This is a genomic window from Streptomyces sp. NBC_00377 (assembly GCF_036075115.1).
Classification (GTDB): Bacteria; Actinomycetota; Actinomycetes; order Streptomycetales; family Streptomycetaceae; genus Streptomyces.
This window is the reverse complement of sequence record NZ_CP107958.1, coordinates 3,696,941-3,714,203: the sequence shown is the minus strand read 5'-3', so window position 1 is coordinate 3,714,203 and position 17,263 is coordinate 3,696,941. Positions and strand designations below refer to the sequence as shown.

14 protein-coding genes and 1 pseudogene are annotated in these 17,263 nt (G+C 71.9%); 7 read left to right on the top strand and 8 right to left on the bottom strand.

What is annotated here, in order from left to right:
* The first annotated feature begins 231 nt into the window (after positions 1-231).
* A complete protein-coding gene (locus tag OHS71_RS16600) occupies positions 232-771 on the top strand; it encodes a DoxX family protein (protein ID WP_328480170.1) in 540 nt (179 codons plus the stop codon).
* Between the two features lie 113 nt (positions 772-884).
* Here the strand turns inward: OHS71_RS16600 and OHS71_RS16595 are convergent.
* The 3 genes and pseudogenes from OHS71_RS16595 to OHS71_RS16585 form a co-directional block, all read right to left on the bottom strand.
* Positions 885-1,001, bottom strand: a pseudogene (locus OHS71_RS16595) (GNAT family N-acetyltransferase); the annotation flags it as partial.
* A gap of 45 nt (positions 1,002-1,046) precedes the next feature.
* Positions 1,047-1,295 (bottom strand): hypothetical protein, encoded by a 249-nt coding sequence (locus tag OHS71_RS16590; protein ID WP_328480169.1) that lies wholly within the window; start codon positions 1,293-1,295, stop codon positions 1,047-1,049.
* Entirely contained in the window at positions 1,282-2,997 is a 1,716-nt protein-coding gene (locus tag OHS71_RS16585; RefSeq protein WP_328480168.1) for a PspC domain-containing protein, read from the bottom strand. The genes OHS71_RS16590 and OHS71_RS16585 overlap by 14 nt, the downstream gene beginning before the upstream one ends.
* A gap of 179 nt (positions 2,998-3,176) precedes the next feature.
* Between OHS71_RS16585 and OHS71_RS16580 the strand changes: the two genes are divergently transcribed.
* From OHS71_RS16580 to OHS71_RS16565, 4 genes are all read left to right on the top strand, one after another.
* Entirely contained in the window at positions 3,177-4,469 is a 1,293-nt protein-coding gene (locus OHS71_RS16580) for an ATP-binding protein (protein WP_328480167.1), read from the top strand.
* The gene (locus tag OHS71_RS16575) at positions 4,466-5,215 is read left to right on the top strand and encodes a response regulator transcription factor (protein ID WP_328480166.1); all 750 of its coding nucleotides are present in this window, start codon (positions 4,466-4,468) and stop codon (positions 5,213-5,215) included. Before OHS71_RS16580 ends, OHS71_RS16575 begins: the two co-directional genes overlap by 4 nt.
* An 89-nt stretch (positions 5,216-5,304) precedes the next feature.
* Entirely contained in the window at positions 5,305-5,829 is a 525-nt protein-coding gene (locus tag OHS71_RS16570; protein WP_328480165.1) for a SigE family RNA polymerase sigma factor, read from the top strand.
* Positions 5,826-7,022 carry a hypothetical protein gene (locus tag OHS71_RS16565; protein ID WP_328480164.1) on the top strand — a complete coding sequence of 399 codons (1,197 nt, stop codon included), beginning with the start codon at positions 5,826-5,828 and terminating at the stop codon, positions 7,020-7,022. Before OHS71_RS16570 ends, OHS71_RS16565 begins: the two co-directional genes overlap by 4 nt.
* A 24-nt stretch (positions 7,023-7,046) precedes the next feature.
* Here OHS71_RS16565 and OHS71_RS16560 read toward each other — a convergent pair whose 3' ends face one another.
* Positions 7,047-8,126, bottom strand: coding sequence for a C40 family peptidase (locus tag OHS71_RS16560; protein WP_328480163.1), 1,080 nt, complete (start codon positions 8,124-8,126; stop codon positions 7,047-7,049).
* 459 nt (positions 8,127-8,585) lie between these two features.
* Between OHS71_RS16560 and OHS71_RS16555 the strand changes: the two genes are divergently transcribed.
* The gene (locus OHS71_RS16555) at positions 8,586-8,939 is read left to right on the top strand and encodes a hypothetical protein (protein ID WP_328480162.1); all 354 of its coding nucleotides are present in this window, start codon (positions 8,586-8,588) and stop codon (positions 8,937-8,939) included.
* On the opposite strand, the gene OHS71_RS16550 is transcribed toward OHS71_RS16555, so the two are convergent.
* The gene (locus tag OHS71_RS16550) at positions 8,917-9,924 is read right to left on the bottom strand and encodes a tellurite resistance/C4-dicarboxylate transporter family protein (protein WP_328480161.1); all 1,008 of its coding nucleotides are present in this window, start codon (positions 9,922-9,924) and stop codon (positions 8,917-8,919) included. The genes OHS71_RS16555 and OHS71_RS16550 overlap by 23 nt on opposite strands.
* Before the next feature lie 156 nt (positions 9,925-10,080).
* Positions 10,081-11,247: a C40 family peptidase gene (locus OHS71_RS16545; RefSeq protein ID WP_328484540.1), complete on the bottom strand. Its 1,167-nt coding sequence runs from the start codon at positions 11,245-11,247 to the stop codon at positions 10,081-10,083.
* Positions 11,248-11,738: 491 nt separating this feature from the next.
* Between OHS71_RS16545 and pcrA the strand changes: the two genes are divergently transcribed.
* The gene (pcrA, locus tag OHS71_RS16540; protein ID WP_328480160.1) at positions 11,739-14,234 is read left to right on the top strand and encodes a DNA helicase PcrA; all 2,496 of its coding nucleotides are present in this window, start codon (positions 11,739-11,741) and stop codon (positions 14,232-14,234) included.
* 67 nt (positions 14,235-14,301) lie between these two features.
* Here the strand turns inward: pcrA and OHS71_RS16535 are convergent, their stop codons facing one another.
* Positions 14,302-15,804: a M23 family metallopeptidase gene (locus OHS71_RS16535; RefSeq protein WP_328480159.1), complete on the bottom strand. Its 1,503-nt coding sequence runs from the start codon at positions 15,802-15,804 to the stop codon at positions 14,302-14,304.
* A 280-nt stretch (positions 15,805-16,084) separates the two neighbouring features.
* Positions 16,085-17,074 (bottom strand): esterase/lipase family protein, encoded by a 990-nt coding sequence (locus tag OHS71_RS16530; RefSeq protein ID WP_328480158.1) that lies wholly within the window; start codon positions 17,072-17,074, stop codon positions 16,085-16,087.
* Positions 17,075-17,263: the final 189 nt, after the last annotated feature.

Here is a 17,263-nt window from a genome sequence, read left to right as displayed (position 1 = left end):
CCGGGCCCGAGGAGCCGACGGAACCGACCGCCCCGACCAGCCTTGGGAGGGGGGACCGGTGGGGCGGAGGAACCCTCGGGGCACCGGGGACCGGTGGGGCGGAGTGAATCCACCGGGCGAAGTGAACCGGCGATGCGCAGAGCTCGTGCAAACAGTTGAGCACACCCCCCATTTCGTACGTATGGTCTGTTGAGGGATCCCACCACTCGGGGCGAGAGGCGGCTACGGGCGATGACTCACGGCATGCGGACGGATACCCACCCCCCCTATTTCGACGGCGGCGGCCGCGACTGGCGGGGCACCGCCACCCGCTACGCCCTCCTTCCCCTCCGGATCTTCCTGGGCGTCACCTTCATCTACGCCGGGCTCGACAAACTCACCGACAGCGCGTTCCTCAAGGACAGCGGCGCCGGCTCGATCGGCGACACGATGCGCGCCGTCCGTGACTCCTCGGCCATCCCCGCGATGGTCGACATGGCCCTGAAGAACCCCGTCGGCTTCGGCTACGCGATGGCGTTCGGCGAACTCGCCGTCGGCATCGGCATCCTGGTGGGTCTCCTCACCCGGCTCGCGGCGCTCGGCGGCGCCCTGATCTCGCTCAGCCTCTGGCTGACGGTGAGCTGGGCCTCGGACCCGTACTACTACGGCAACGATCTCCCGTACATGTTCCTCTGGGTGCCTTTCGTCCTGGCCGGAGCGCCTTACTGGTCACTGGACGCCCTGATCAGGGGCCGACGGCAGGGACGGGACCAGGCCGGGGCCTGGCGGTAGCCGGGTCCGCTCCTCGCGCACCGAGGACCGGCGGTGGCCGCGGCCCGCCTTTCTGCCGGCTCTGCGTCGAGCCCGCAGCCAAGACCGCGGTCTACGGATGGACCACCAGATCACTCGAAGAAGTCGTCGCCCCGGTCGGAGACCGAGGCGGCCAAGCAGGCGCGGTCCGCCGGCTCGAAGGCCAGGACCGCCGGGGCATGACCGGCACGCAGCCGCTTCAGCTCGGGCACGGCCCGACTCCGACCGGGTGGCGTGCCGAGGCCACCCGGGTCGGATCAGCGGCCCGTGTCCGGGCCGGTCGTCCGCGCCGGGCCGGTCAGTGGGGACGGGCCCCGTCGTCTGCGCACGCTCCTGGCCACGACACCCGTCGCGCCCGCCAGGCACAGACCGGCCACGACGACCGGGATCACCACGAACCACGGTGTCTCCCAGAGGCCGCCGGCATCACCCGCGTAGATCACGCCCGCGAGGACGAAGAAGGCGCCGGCGACGAGCCTGCCGGGCCGGAACTCATGACGCAGCACGGGCCACCTCCGCCTGTCCCACGCCGACCTGGAGATCGAGGTCGATGGTCCCGGCGTCCTTCCCGCCCGAGACCGGCGACAGCGTCACCTCCTTGTGTCTGCCCGGCTGCACGTCCACGTCCTTCTTGTCGTCGCCCGGCAGCTGGATGTCCCCCAGCCCCACGTCGATCCTCACCTTCACGGTCACGTCCGGCGGCACGATCACCCGTAGCCGGCCCGCCCCCACCTCGGCATGGGTGCTCATGGTCTCTCCCTTCGCGAGTCGGAGCCGGGACAGGTCCAGGGTGCCGTCCCCGGTGCCCAGGTCGTAGCCCGTCCGTACGGCCGTCACCGACGCGGGCTGCCACAGCGTGTCGGTCCAGCGGGTGCCGATGTCCTTGGGCAGCACGGCCGTAGCGGCCAGCAGACCCGCCGTGACGATCGCCAGGAACACCGATCCCGCGCCTGTCCGCCCGAGGAACGAACTGACCGCGATGCCCGCGCCGAGCACGATGAGCGCGGCCGCAAGCCCGGCCTGAAGACTGGTGCCGAGCGGGTGGTCGTCCCAGGTGAGCCGGGTGACGAGGCCGCCCGCGAGCACCGCGAGCAGAAAGAGCCAGCCGCCGATCCAGCGCGGGCCGCGTGGGCCGGTGTACGGCTGGTGCGCGGGGCGTGTGTCCTCGGGGCGGCGGTGGTGACCGATGAGGTCGACTTCCACGGTCGTGGTGATGTCCCGGTGCCGGGCGTCCCAGGGGCCCCACAGGTAGCCCGTGCCACCGTCGTGGGTGCCGTCCTTGACGATGGGGTCGCGCCACCAGGAGGGGTAGGCGGAGGGGACGGGCGGCGCCTGGGCCTCCGGCGGGGCGTCGGCCACGGCCTGGGCGGCCAGCGGATCCGGGTCCGAGGAGTCCCGGTGCCGTGACCAGTAGCCGGCGCCCGCGAGGAGGAAGGAGACGACGACGGCGAAGGCCAGCACGCTGCCGTTGTTCAGCATCGAGAGGAAGACTCCGCAGCCGACCAGGGCGAACAGCACGGCCGCCAGGGCCTGGCCGTCGACCCGGCCGGTCAGGAGCTTGCGCACCTCGTTCTGCTCGTCGTCGGCGTAGGGGGCGAACAGCCAGGCGAAGCCGTAGAAAATGAGCCCGATGCCGCCGGTCGCGGAGAGCACGGCGAGCGTGATCCGGAAGATCACCGGGTCCATGTCGCACTGCCGTCCGAGGCCCGCGCACACCCCGGCGAGCACTTTGTGCTCGCGGTCCCGCCGGAACCTCGGCGACGGCCCGGCTGCTCCGGTCGCTTCGGTTGCCTCGGTGCCGCGCGGTCGTGGCTGAGGGCTCCCTGGCCTTCCGCCTCCCTCCGGCCCTGGAGCCCGTTCCGCCGAGCCGCCGCTGCCGGGGCCGCCGCCGGGTTCCGGTCCGCCGCCACTGCTCGGCCGGGCCCCGCTCGCCGCCGCCGCCGTCGCGGCCTCGGCAGCCGCCTCGAGCGGGGTCCTGACGTCGGTGTCGGCGTTGGTGTCGGCGTCGGTGTCGGTGTCGGCGGCCGCGTGGGTGGACCGGCCGGGTTCTGGCCGCTCCCCCTCCTTCTCCTTCGCGTGCGCGCCCGCCCGCCCGTGTGCGCGCGGTTGCTCACCTGCGGCGCCCGGGGCGCCGGGGGACGGGGCGGCCGCGTCGGGCGCGGCGCCCCCGTCGGGCACGGCATCCGCGGCGTGCTGGTGATCTGTCATGAGTCCATGGTGGCGGGCGAGCCGCCCGCACGGCAGTCGGAACGACCCTGGTCGGACCCTGATATCGGCCCTGATCCGGCGCGGGGAAGGCGTTCGAGGCACGCGGGCCCCGCAGATCAGGGGCGTCTAGGGGGCGAACCCTGATGCCCTGGACCGGCACCCGTGTGACCATCGTTGGCATGCCGGAAGCCGCAGCCATGCCCCTCGCCGAACCGCGGCCGCCGCGCAAGCTCTACCGCAGCAGCGACGGACGCTGGCTGGGTGGCGTGGCGCGGGGGCTCGCCGGGCACCTCGGGCTGCCCGTGGTGTGGGTGCGGCTCGTCTTCGCCGGTCTGTTCATGGCGGACGGTCTCGGCGCGCTGCTCTACGCGGCCTTCTGGTTCTTCGTGCCGCTCGGGGTCGGAGGCGTCGGCGGCCAGAAGCCGCCCGCGCTCGTCGGCACCGAGACCGCTCCCGACGGCCGTCGCCGGCTCGTCGCCCGAAAACCGGACAAGGGGCAGATCGTCGCGCTGCTCCTCATGGTCGTCGTCGCCATGGTCTTCGTGGGCAACGTGAACCTGGGCAACGGCGCCAAGGCGTATCTGCTGCCCGCCGTCCTCGTCGGCGCGGGCGTCGCCCTCGTCTGGCGCCAGGCGGACAACGCGCGCCGGGCCCGCTGGGTCGAGGTCGGCCGCCGACGCCGGACGCTCACACTGCTGCGGGCGGGCGCCGGAGTCCTGCTGGTCACGGCCGGGGTCTCCGGCATCTTCGTCCTCCAGGGCTCCGCCGCCCACCTCGGCTCCGTGCTCCAGGCGGCTCTCGCCGTCCTCGTCGGCATCACGCTCCTCGCCGGCCCCTACCTGGTCCGTATGACCCAGGACCTCTCCGAGGAGCGCCTGATGCGCATCCGGGCACAGGAGCGCGCGGAGGTCGCCGCCCATGTCCACGACTCGGTGCTGCACACCCTGACCCTGATCCAGCGCAACGCGGAGAACGCCGGGGAGGTGCGCCGCCTGGCCCGCGCCCAGGAGCGCGACCTGCGCACCTGGCTCTACAGACCCGAGGGCACGGGCAAGGAGGAGGCCGACGAGCCCGCCACGGTCGCCGAGGCGGTGCGGCGCAACGCCGCCGAGGTCGAGGACAAGCACGGCGTCCCCCTCGAGGTGGTGGTCGTCGGCGACTGCCCGCTCGACGAACGGGTCGGCGCACAGATGCAGGCCGCGCGTGAGGCGATGGTGAACGCGGCCAAGTACGGTGGCGACGGCGGCGCCGTGCAGGTCTACGCCGAAGTCGAGGGCAGGACGGTCTTCGTGTCCGTCCGGGACCGCGGCCCCGGCTTCGACCTCGACTCGATACCCGGCGATCGCATGGGCGTCAGAGAATCGATCATCGGCCGCATGGAGCGCCACGGCGGCACGGCGCGGCTGCGGGCCGTCCCGGACGGCGGCACGGAGGTCGAGCTGGAGATGGAGAGGGCGGAGAAGACGTCATGAGCGACCCGACGGAAACGAACGGCACTGCGGGAGCGGCGGAGGCGGCCGAGCCGACGAAGTCCCCGGGCGACGGCACGGGCGCCGGGCGCCATGTGCGCGTGGTCCTGGTCGACGACCACCGCATGTTCCGTACCGGAGTGCAGGCCGAGATCGGCCAGACCGAGCAGACCGGCGTCGAGGTCGTCGGCGAGGCGGCGGACGTCGACCAGGCGGTCACCGTCATCACCGCGACCCGGCCCGAGGTGGTCCTCCTCGACGTCCACCTGCCGGGCGGCGGCGGGGTCGAAGTACTGCGCCGCTGCGCCCCGTTGATGGCCGACGCCGAGCAGCCGGTGCGCTTCCTCGCCCTGTCCGTGTCGGACGCGGCGGAGGACGTGATCGGGGTGATCCGCGGCGGAGCCCGGGGCTACGTCACCAAGACGATCACGGGCAAGGACCTGGTGAACTCCGTCTTCCGCGTGCAGGAGGGCGACGCCGTGTTCTCGCCCCGCCTCGCCGGGTTCGTCCTCGACGCCTTCGCCTCCACCGACGCGCCGCCGGTCGACGAGGACCTCGACCGTCTCACCCAGCGCGAGCGCGAGGTGCTGCGCCTCATCGCCCGCGGCTATGCCTACAAGGAGATCGCCAAGCAGCTGTTCATCTCCGTCAAGACGGTCGAGTCGCACGTCTCGGCGGTGCTGCGCAAGCTCCAGCTCTCCAACCGGCACGAGCTGACCCGCTGGGCCACGGCACGACGGCTGGTGTGAACCGGAATTGGATGGAACCCCCCCGGAGAGCCCACGTTGTCGAGTGGGTGACAGGGTCCTCGGACCTCGTACTCCTGGGGGGAGCATCCGTGCGTGACCGAAGTTCGGTGCGCGACGAAGAATTCGCGGAATTCGTGACGGGGGCGCACACGTCACTGTTGCGGACGGCCCGTCTGCTGACCGGCGATCGGCACAGCGCCGAGGACCTGCTCCAGGCGGCGCTGGTGCGCGTGTACCTGCGCTGGTCCCGCTCGGCGGACTGGGGCTCGCCCCACGCCTACGCCCGCAAGGTCGTCGTCAATCTCTACGCGACCTGGCGCAGGCGACGCTGGCACACGGAGGTCGTGCGTCCCGAGGCGGACCACACCCCCGACGCCGGGGACATGGCGCACAACGCGGAGACACGGCTCGAGCTGGACCGTGCCCTCGCCACCCTGCCCCGTGCGCAACGCGTGGTCGTGGTGCTCCGTTTCTACGAGGACCTGTCGGTGGAAGAGACGGCCGACCTGCTCGGCTGTTCGCCCGGGACGGTCAAGAGCCGTACCAACAGGGCCCTGGAACGGCTGCGTGCCGCGGGCGCGCTGGCCGGTTACGCGGGAAGGGGAACGCGATGAGCGAGACGGCCCATGCGGAAGAGGAACTGCTCAGGCGGGGGCTGCACGAGCTGGCGGAGGCGGACTGCTCGGCCGATGCGCTCTCGCAGTCGGCCGTCCTGGTGGCCCGGGGCCGCCGCACCCTGCGGCGCAGGCGTACGGCCATGGTCACCGCGAGCCTCACACTGATCGGCGTCGTGGGGGCGGGCGGCGTGTACGCGGGAGTGTTCGACACGGGCAGGGGCGAGGGAGGCGACCTCGCGGCGGAGAAGAGTGAAACGGCACGGCCGGCTTCCATCCTCAAGGGTCTGCTTCCCAAGGGGAAGGTGACTGAGGAACGGAACCAGAAGCACAGCAGTTCTTTCTGGCCGTACCTGGGCGGTTCGCTCGTCTTCGACGACGGCAAGGGCGCGGCCGCGATCTCGATCGTGTTGGACAGGTTGGACTCGCCTTCGAACCCTGCGAGCCAGGCGGGTTGCTCGGTCGGCGGCGGCGGCGTCGGCAGCATGGGTCCCAGGGGAACCTGCACGGAGAAAAAACTGGCAGACGGCTCCGACCTGCTGCTCACTCAGGCATATGAGCAGCCCTACCGTGATCAGGATCCGAAGGTGTGGAGTGCTCGCCTCATCACGCCGGACGGATCGATGCTCACCGTCATGGAGTGGAACGCCCCCAGGCAGAAGGGCGGCGCGCCCGTGCGTGAAACGCCCCCGTTGACACAGCAGCAGTTGACCGACGTGGTCACGGCGAAGGAGTGGCAGGACACTCTCGACTCCTTCCCTCGGCGAGGCGCCGCAGAGCCGGACCCGGACGCGCCGAGCGCGGACGATATGCAGGACATGGTCACACCGCTGCTCCCAGCGGGTCTGAAGCATCACCAATTCCTCGTGGGCGGCACCAGCCCCACGAACTTCCTCAGTCTCAAAGTCGACGACGGCAGGGGTTGGGGTCTGGTTGAGATCACCTTCGACCATCGTGGGAAGAACGACAGCGACCAGGTGCGGCTCACGAAGCTGGATGGCCTGGACCCGTGGAGTCACGCGGGCACGTTGCGCCGGTCCGTGACCGCGGTACGGCCAGGAGGTCTTCGGGTGATCGCCACGTGCTACAACGCTGGCCCCGGGTCGGATGCACCGACCCGTTCCGTCCCACCGCTCACGGTGGAGCAACTGAAGGCGGTTGTGGCCGACGACGTCTGGGACGAGTTCCAGTAGGGACGGCTCGGTCCCGTCAGCCCCTCACACCACCCGCGTGGCCCCCGCGAACGGCATCTGGTCGATCGGGGCCACGCGGACCGGGGCCGACGGGTTCGGGGCGTGGATCATCTGGCCGTTGCCGATGTAGAGGCCGACGTGGGTGATGCCCGAGTAGAAGAACACCAGGTCGCCGGGGAGGAGTTCGGAGCGGGAGACCCGCTGTCCGGCGCCGATCTGGGCGTAGGTGGTGCGGGGCAGGGAGACGCCGGCGGAGCGGTACGAGGCGAGCACGAGGCCCGAGCAGTCGAAGGCGTTCGGCCCGGTCGCGCCCCACACATAGGGGCTGCCGAGCTTGGAGTAGGCGTAGGAGACGGCCTCCGCGGCCCGGGAGTTGGGGGCCGCGGCGGTGGACGTGCCGGGTGTCTGGAGGGCGTCGCGTCCGTCCGTCGCGTCCCGTGAGGCCCGGCCGCCCGTGCCGCCGCTGCCGGTTCCCCCGCCGATCCGGGACCGCTCCGCCGCCGTCAGCCCGGACAGCAGACGGCGCGCGGCCTCCAGCTTGCCGGTGATTGTTTTTTTGTGCGTTCTCAGCTCGGCCTGGCGGGTTCTGAGCGAGGTCAGTTCGACGCGTGCGGCGCCGCGCAACTGCTCGATCTCCCGCAGCTGTCCGCGTACCCGGGTGACGGCGGCCGACTGGCGGTCGCCGGCCCGTTCGGCGAAGGCGGCGCCGTCGAGGTACCGGTCGGGGTCGTCGGAGAGGGCCAGTTGCACGGCGGGGTCGAGTCCGCTGCTGCGGTACTGCGCGGCGGCCATCGAACCCAGCGTCTCCCGGGCCGCGTTGAGTTTCTCCTCCTTGCGTGCCGCCTCGTCCCGCAGGCTCTCCAGCCGCTGTTCGGCCGCCGTCGCCTTCTCCCTCGCTCCGTTGTACTTCTCGGTGGCTTCCTCCGCCTCCTGGTAGAGCTTGGCCACCTTCGCCCTGACCTGGGCCGGAGTCAGGTTCGGCTCGGCCTGTCCGGTTCCGTCGAAGGCCGTCGCCGTCGCGGCGCCCGCGAGAGCGAGAGTGAACGCCGTGCGGGCCGTTCGGCCGCCGACCGGACTCCGACGGGGCTTGCGGTGCGCTGCCACTGGGGACTGCACGTCCTTTCGTCGACCGCCTCGTCCGTCCGTACAGCTTCCGGACGACCGTCGGGGGAGCGGACGGACGGTCCCGGGTGGCGGCTGACGCGTCCGGCGACGGCCCGCACGGGGGAGCGGAACGCCGCCGGACCTTCTCGGCGGTGGTGGCCGACTGCCGCCCCTGGCCCGGGCGGCGGTGGGGAGCCGGTCACCTGGGGGAGGACGCTAGGCCCGGCTGTGACGGTTGGGTAACGCGAAGTACGGAAGTGACGCGAGCGGACCGCGGGGTGATCGCATATGTCCGGTCCTCCGGACCGGGGCCGTCGGCTTCACGCGGTGCCCTGACCGAAACGGTGATTTCGGGGCAGGGCGGAGCGCCAGGATGCTATGGCGCGCATATATGCATGAGCGGCCGCAAGGGGGGCCGGTGTCGGACCGCACCCGCGGGGCTGATTAGCATCCGGCCTCATGGACGTACTCATCCATCTCTTCGTCGGCCTGCACATCATCGGCATCGCGGCGCTGCTGGGCGGCTTCCTCACCCAGCTGAAGGCGATGGGCCGCGGCGCGGCCCGCTTCGTCCCCTCGATGCTCCACGGCGCGGCGACGATGCTGGTCACCGGCGTCATCCTGGTCGGCCTCAACCAGGCCGACGACCAGCCGGTCAACAACATCAAGATCGGCGTGAAGCTGGCCCTGCTGATCGTGATCCTCGGGCTCGTCTATGTGAAGCGCGACGACGAGACGGTGGAGAAGCCCCTGTTCGGCCTGGTCGGCCTGCTGACCGTGGCGAACGTCTTCATCGCGGTGCTCTGGACCTGACGGACGCCAGGGCCGCTGCCAGGGCGGCCGCGGCGACGGCCAGCCACGCCGCCACGGCGGCCCACAGCAGCACCTCCCCGAGGCCCCTCAGCGACGGAACGTCGACGGCGGCGGCCACGGACAGGGCCGCCGCCGCCGTCATCCCCATCGGGAACACCGTCGCCCAGCGGCACATGTCGTAGCGCGGCCGCGGCCATCGCACCTCGGCGACGAGCAGGACGGCGTACCAGGTCAGGGCGAGCACCAGTAGCGCGACGGTCACCGTGCGCAGGACGCCGGTGTCGTCGTCGTTCCACAGGTACAGGCCCCCGTCGTCGGCCGCGAGGAGTTCCGCTCCCGCCAGTGCCGAGACGGCGAGCGCGCCGCCCGCCACCCACTGGTCGCCGGCGCCCTCGGCCACCTGGCGCAGGTCGAAGAGGGCGAGGGCGACGGCGTAGAGCACGAGCCCGAGCCAGAACAGCACGAGCGCCGTGTGAGCGAGCCAGGCAGCCGCCTCCGCCTTCGCGAGGACCGCTCCCTGCACGGCGAGTCCCTGGGTGGCCACGCAGCACAGGAACACCGCCCCCGGCATGCCCCGCCTCCACTGCCGTACGACGGTCACCAGCAGCACGGGCCACAGCACCACCGCCAGCGCCAGCAGCGCCTCGGCGAGGGTCACCCGGCCGAGCGCGCACACGCGCGTGCCCAGTACGGTCGTCGCCGCCACGGCGGTCGGCGCCCCCGGAGTGCCCGCCTCCGTCAGCCATCGCTCGCGCCCGCGCACCAGCCGTACGGCGAAGTCCGCCGCCAGTGCCACCCAGGCGGCGGCCGTCATCGCCAGGGTGACGCGGGACAGCACGTCGTACCCCGTGAGGTGCAGTCCGATCGACACGACGCCGGTCGCCATGACCGCGGCCCCCGCCGTCGGCGGCCTCCCCGCCCACCAGTCGCGGAGCGCGGAGCCGAGAGGGGGCGCCGGGGACGGGGAAGCCGGAGAGCCTGACATGCGGCCGATGCTAAGGAGCACGGCGCGCCGCGCGAGCGGGGCACGCGCGCGTGGGCACGGAAATACGCGCGCGTGCAGGGCGTGGACACGGGGCCCGGGATCCTTCACCGGGGTGAGTCCGGGCGCCCCTCGAGCCCTTGGCGGCCGTGTGGTCTCTCAGGCCGGGCGTACCACGCTGTGGATGCCCGACTGGCCGTCGTAGAAGACCGACTCCTCACGCACGTACGCGCCCGGTTTCGGGGCGTGGATCATCATGCCGTTGCCGGTGTAGACGCCGACGTGACTGACGTCGCCGTAGAAGAAGACCAGGTCGCCGGGCCGGGCGTCGGCGAGGGGAATTGCGGCGCCCGCGTTCACCTGGTCGTAGGTGGTGCGCGGGAGGACGACGCCGGCGGCCTTCCAGGTGGCCTGGGTGAGGCCGGAGCAGTCGTAGGAGTCGGGGCCCGTCGCACCCCACACGTAGGGCTTGCCGATCTGCGCGCGGGCGAAGGCGAGCGCCTTCTCGGCCTTCGTGGCGTACGAGGAGTCCACGGGGGAGGCACCGGCCGGGACCGGGGCCGGCGCCGTACTCGACCCCGCGCTCGGCCCTGTGCCCGATCCCGCGCCCGACGTGCCGCCGCCGCTCTCCTGCCGGGCCGCGGCCTGTGCCGCCGCCTGCTGCCGGGCCAGCTCCGCCGCCTCGCGCGCGGCCGCTTCCTGACGCTGCTTCTCGACCGCCGCGAGGCGGGCCTTCTCCTGAGCCGTCAGCCGGGACAGCAGCTCGCGTGCGTCGCCGAGCTTCTTCTGGACGGTGGCCTTGGCGGTCTTCAGGTCGTGCTGCGCGTCGGTGAGCGTCGCGAGGCTCTCCGTGGCCTCCCGGCGCTGCTGCGTCGTCGCGGACCGCTCCGTGACGTACTCGTCGGCCAGGCCCTTCTGGCGCTCCGTCAGACGGCTCATCAGCTGGTTCTGGTCGAAGTAGTCCTGCGGGGTGTCCGCGAGCAGGAGGGCCGCGGTCTCGGGCGCGGCGGCGCCGGCGCGGTACTGGGCCGCGGCACGGGAACCCAGCTTCTCCCGCGCCTCGTTGAGCTTCTGGGCGCGCTGTGCGACCTCGTCCAGGAGACCGTCGACCCGCTTGCGCTGCTTGGTCGTCTTCTCCTTGGCGGCGTTGTACTTCTCCGTCGCCGACTCAGCCTGGCGGTAGAGGTCGTCGACTTTCTTCTCGACCTCTTCCAGGCTCGGCCGGCCGTCCTCCGACGGGGCGGCGTCCGCCGTCTGGGAGAGCAGGGCCACGGACGTGAGGGCGGCGGTGGCGAGGGCGGGGGTGCGGACACCCGCCACGCGCATGCCCGCGGTACGCGGCTTGCGGTGCTGCGACGCCAAGGGGGGCGACTCCTTCCAGTGCTCCGCCTGCCGGGTCGGCGGTGGGGTCCCTCCCGGGCCCGTTCGGGCACCGGGGAGGGTGCGGGCAGGTACGTCGGAAGGGTTGCCCTGCGGCCCGCCTCCCAGGGGGCGGCGGACCGGTTCACCCCGGGTTGCGGTCGTTCCCGGTTCCGGCCGGCGTGAGCGGACGCGGCGGACTCGGCGGAGGTCGTACGGTCCGGCGGGGGTCGCCGGTCGGGGGTCGTACGGCCTGCTCGGCACGGTAGCCAACTCGTGTGGTCCGTGTGAAGGTTGCTGGGCGATATGCCCGATACATTTTCGTGACCTGAGGCCATGTTCAGCCGCCCGTGCCGCCCCGGTCGCGGATGGTGACCGGGGTCTCCCGGAGGGTGGCAGGGGGGGAAGTTCCGGGACGGCGGCCGGTTGTCGGTGGCGCCCCCTAGACTCGTAGAGCGATGAGCAGCCTCTTTGACGACAGCTTCCTGGCGAACCTCCAGGGCCCCCGTGCCCACGAGGAGGAACCCCCGCCACCGCCCGAGGACGATCACGGACCGGAGTCGGTTCCGGACGATCTGTTCGGCGGGAAGTTCGACGTGCCTCCGGACCGGGACACCCACTACCGCGACGGCGCCCCGCGCCCCGTGCTGGACGCCGCCGCGCTCCTGGAGGGGCTGAACGACAACCAGCGCGCCGCCGTCGCCCACGCGGGCACCCCGCTGCTCATCGTGGCCGGCGCGGGCTCCGGCAAGACGCGCGTGCTCACCCACCGCATCGCCCACCTCCTCGCCGAGCGGCATGTGCACCCGGGGCAGATCCTCGCGATCACCTTCACCAACAAGGCCGCGGGCGAGATGAAGGAGCGCGTCGAGGCGCTCGTCGGCCCGCGCGCGAACGCGATGTGGGTGATGACCTTCCACAGCGCGTGCGTGCGCATCCTGCGCCGCGAGAGCAAGAGGCTCGGTTTCACGTCGTCGTTCTCGATCTACGACGCGGCCGACTCCAAACGCCTCATGGCCCTGGTCTGCCGTGACCTGGACCTCGACCCCAAGCGCTACCCGCCCAAATCGTTCAGCGCCAAGATCAGCAACCTGAAGAACGAGCTGATCGACGAGGAGGACTTCGCCGCGCAGGCCGCGGACGGGTTCGAGAAGACCCTCGCCCAGGCCTACGCGATGTACCAGTCGCGGCTGCGCGAGGCGAACGCCCTCGACTTCGACGACCTGATCATGACGACGGTCAATCTGCTGCGCGCCTTCCCGGACGTCGCCGACCACTACCGCCGCCGGTTCCGGCACGTCCTGGTCGACGAGTACCAGGACACCAACCACGCCCAGTACGCCCTGGTGCGCGAGCTGGTCGGCACCTCCGAGCACCCCGTCGACGTCCCCCCGGGCGAGTACGACCTGCCGCCGGCCGAGCTCTGCGTCGTCGGTGACGCCGACCAGTCGATCTACGCCTTCCGCGGCGCGACGATCCGCAACATCCTCCGGTTCGAGGAGGACTACCCGGACGCGACGACGATCCTGCTGGAGCAGAACTACCGCTCCACGCAGACGATCCTGTCCGCCGCCAACGCCGTCATCGAACGCAACGAGTCCCGCCGCCCCAAGAACCTGTGGACCAACGCGGGCGCGGGCGCGCGCATCACCGGCTACGTCGCCGACACCGAGCACGACGAGGCGCAGTTCGTCGCCGACGAGATAGACCGGCTGACGGACGCGGGCGACGCGAAGGCGGGCGATGTCGCCGTCTTCTACCGCACCAACGCCCAGTCGCGTGTCTTCGAAGAGATCTTCATCCGCGTCGGTCTGCCCTACAAGGTCGTCGGCGGGGTCCGCTTCTACGAGCGCAAGGAGGTCCGGGACGTCCTGGCCTACCTGCGCGTGCTGGCCAACCCGGAGGACTCGGTGCCGCTGCGCCGGATCCTCAACGTGCCCAAGCGGGGCATCGGCGACCGGGCCGAGGCGATGATCGACGCCCTCTCGCAGCGGGAGAAGATCAGCTTCCCGCAGGCCCTGAGGCGTGTCGACGAGGCGTACGGCATGGCCTCGCGCTCGACGAACGCAGTGAAGCGGTTCAACGTGCTGATGGAGGAGCTCCGCACGATCGTGGAGTCGGGCGCCGGACCGGCGACGGTCCTGGAGGCGGTCCTCGAACGCACCGGCTACCTCGCCGAGTTGCAGGCCTCCACCGACCCGCAGGACGAGACCAGGATCGAGAACCTCCAGGAACTCGCCGCTGTGGCCCTGGAGTTCGAGCAGGAGGCAAGCGAGGCGGAGGGCGAGGCCACGGCCCCGGCCGGACTCTCCGCGTTCCTCGAGCGGGTCGCCCTGGTGGCGGACTCCGACCAGATCCCCGACGAGGAGGACGGCTCGGGAGTCATCACCCTGATGACCCTGCACACCGCCAAGGGCCTCGAGTTCCCGGTCGTCTTCCTGACCGGCATGGAGGACGGCGTCTTCCCCCACATGCGCGCCCTCGGTCAGACCAAGGAGCTCGAGGAGGAACGCCGGCTGGCCTACGTCGGCATCACGCGCGCGCGAGAGCGGCTCTACCTGACGCGGTCCGCGCTGCGCAGCGCCTGGGGGCAGCCGTCCTACAACCCGCCCTCCCGGTTCCTGGAGGAGATTCCGCCTGCGCACGTGGACTGGAAGCGGACGGGGGCGGCCGGGCCCGTGGCCTCCGGTCCCGTCTCCGGTGTGGCGGCCTCGCTGTCCTCGTCCCGCTCACGCTCCTCGGCCGCAGGCGCCTCCGGCTTCGCGACGCGCCGGAGCGCCGAGAAGCCGGTGGTGGCGCTGGCCGTCGGGGACCGCGTCACCCACGACCAGTTCGGTCTCGGCACGGTCGTCGGCGTGAACGGCACGGGCGCGAACGCGGAGGCGACGGTCGACTTCGGCGACGTCAAACCGAAGCGGCTGCTCCTGCGGTACGCGCCGGTGGAGAAGCTCTAGGCCGGACACGGCGTAGAGCACGAGCGGGCCCCCGCTGCGACAGCGGGGGCCGGAGCGCGGAGCGCACTTACGTCGGGTTGAGCCCGTGGCTGCGCAGCCACGGCAGCGGGTCGATCGCGGATCCTCCCGCGGGCCGGACCTCGAAGTGCAGGTGCGGTCCGGTGGAGTTGCCGGAGTTGCCGGAGTACGCGACCGGTTCACCGGCTTTGACCGTCGTGCCGGAGGGCACCCGGTAGCTGGAGAGGTGGCAGTACCAGGTCTCCGTGCCGTCCTTCGCGGTGATGATCAGCATGTTGCCGTAGGCGCTGTTCCACTGCGTCCGGACGGTGCCGTCGGTGGCCGACATCACGGTGGTGCCGTAGGAGACCGGGAAGTCGATCCCGGTGTGCTGGGACATCCAGTTGATGCCCGCCTGACCGAAGTAGGCGCTGAGGCCGTGCTGCGCGACCGGGAGGGCGTACTTGGGGCGCAGCCGCTCCTTGCGGGCCGCCTCGGCCGCCGCCTTCTTCTTCTCGGCCTCCTGCTGCGCCTTGAGGTCGATGCGTTCCTGCGTGCGGCTGGCCCGGTCGGCGAAGTCGTCGGCGCCGGCGCTGAGCGTCTCGAGCTGGGCGTCCAGCTTGGTGTTGGCGGCGGACGGTTTCACCGCCTGCGCGTCCGAGGCGGACGCCGTCGTGTCCTTGTCGTCGCCACCGGTCAGTGTGCCGACCGAGGCCGCGGCGATGCCGGCGACCCCCATGACACAGGCCGACGGCACGGCCACGGTCAGCAGCGCGGAGCGCTTCGCGGGCATCCGGCGCCGGGATCGGCCGGCGCCGCGCCCGGCCGCCCGCCCGCCCGGGGCGAAGGACGTTGCCGGCGCGGCCTCCTCCTGGTCGTCCAGGAGGAGCGGAGCGTCGTCGGACGACTCACCCTCGGCCGGGCCGTGTTCGTCGTACCCGACCTGCTCGAAGGTGGCGGTGGCCTGCTGGTCGAAGGGGACCTCGGCCTGCTGCTCGTACTCGTCTGCGGCCTGCTGGGCGGTCTCGCCGCCGGCGGAGTTCCACTGCGTGGCGTCGTACGCGCCGGTGTCGAAGTTCTGCGTGCCCCATTCCCACTGCTGGGTCCGGTCGGCGGGGCTCGCGGAGTGGTCGGGCTGGAGCCAGGCGCTCGCGTCCCCGTGGCCACTGGCATCCGGTGCCGTCCCCTGCTGGGGGATGGCGGACAGGTGCTGGTGGTGATCGGTGGACCACGCGCCGGCGTCGTACGCGCCCGTGTCGTACGTGGCGTGGTGCTGGGCCGCGTACCCGTCGTAGGTGAGGCTCTGGTGGCTGCCCGTGTCCAGGGGCTGATGGCCGCCGGTACCCCACTGGGTGGCGTCGTAGGTGCCGGTGACGGCCGTCGTGTCGCCGCCCGGGAACTCACCGAAGAGGGGGTCGGCCGCCATGAAGTGGCCGGTGGCGTGGGTGCCGGCGTCGAACGCGCCGGTCTCGTAGCCATGGAACGCGGTGAAGTCGTCGTGCTGGGCTTCCTGGGCGCCGTACGACGCGTAGGTCGCCGAAGCGGCGTCGGAAGCCGGGGTCGGGGTGGTCATGCTCCCCGACGGGTGACGGTCGTTCACCAACTTCTCTTTCGCCGACAACAGGGGCTGCCAGAGCAGTGCGGCGACTGTACCCGGCAGTACGCGGGCACGACAATCTTCCGCAGGTTTCGTGCCCGCGGGAAAGGGGCATTCGGCCGTGTTTCGGGGAACGGCGGACGCGGGTTTGGCTCTACGTTCGAATAGCGTTCTAATTGCGCCCGCTGTCGGGCGGCCGTGCAAGCGCTGTCGTGACGCGCCGCCGGGCCCTCGTCAGGGCCTCGGCGGAGGGCCGTCACGCCACGGTGAGGCCGTCGGTCTGCGAGCCGGCGCGGGAGAGGCCGCTGCGGGTGCCCGTCCGTGCGCCGGGGGACCCTTCCGTCTGCGCCGTGTCGAGGGCCTGCCGGATGCCGGTGGCCACGGCCGGGTGCACGGGCAGGGCGAGATGCCCGATCCCGGTCACCCGCACGTTCTGCGCCAGCAGGTCGGGGTGATCGACGCAGGCGCTCTCCAGCGGGTCCATGAGGTGGTCGAGGTCGCTCCAGAAGCTGACGAAGTGCGTACGGCAGCCCGGCGCCGGCCGGGAGAGCTCCTCGATCACCGCGGACCCGGGGCGCATCTGGCGCACGATCGGGTGCGCGTTCGCCAGCGGCGCCACCCGGGTGCCGGAGTGCGGGGTACCCAGCGTGACCAGGATCCGGACGCGGCCGTCACCGCCCAGGCGCTGCACGTAGTAGCGGGCGATGAGGCCGCCCAGGCTGTGTCCGACCACGTCGACCTGCGGGCTGCCGGTGCGCTCGCAGATCTCCTCTATGTGCCGGCCGAGCAGCTCGGCCGCGGTCCGGATGTCGCAGGTCAGGGGCGAGTAGTTGAGCGACTCCATCCGGTGCCTGCCGTGCTGCGCCAGGCTGCGGCGCAGCAGGACGAACACCGAACGGTTGTCGATGAACCCGTGCAGCAGGACGACGGGGGGCGGGGCCTGGGTCGGCAACTGCGGCGGGTCCCCGGCGGACGGCGTCCCGGACAGCGCCGGGCGGACCGCGGCGCGGCGCTCCTGGGCGATGCCGGAGGGGTAGAGGAGCAGGTGTCCCGCGAGTATCGCGAGGTCGAGGGCGGTCGCCTTGAGCAGGGTCAGGGACAGTCCGGCCAGTCTGCTCGGAAGGCCGGGGAGACCTGGGAGGTTCGGCAGGCTCGAGAGGTTCAGGATGCCCGGCAGGGTCCGCAGGTCCGGCAACAGACGCTGACACAACGGAATAAAGGGCTGTAGTGCCCGGGTGACCTTCATGGCCGACCTCCTGTCGGCACGCCGAGGACGTCTCTGTCCCCCGTGTGCCCTCGTGGAAGTCGCGCTGGAGGAGGTCGATCGGGCACAACAGGGCGTGGGGCCGGTTCGGCCGGAGTGCGGGGTGTGTACGGCTTGTGTGACACCCGTTGCACCGGTGACGTACGGGGATCCCTGCCGGCGTGGCGACGA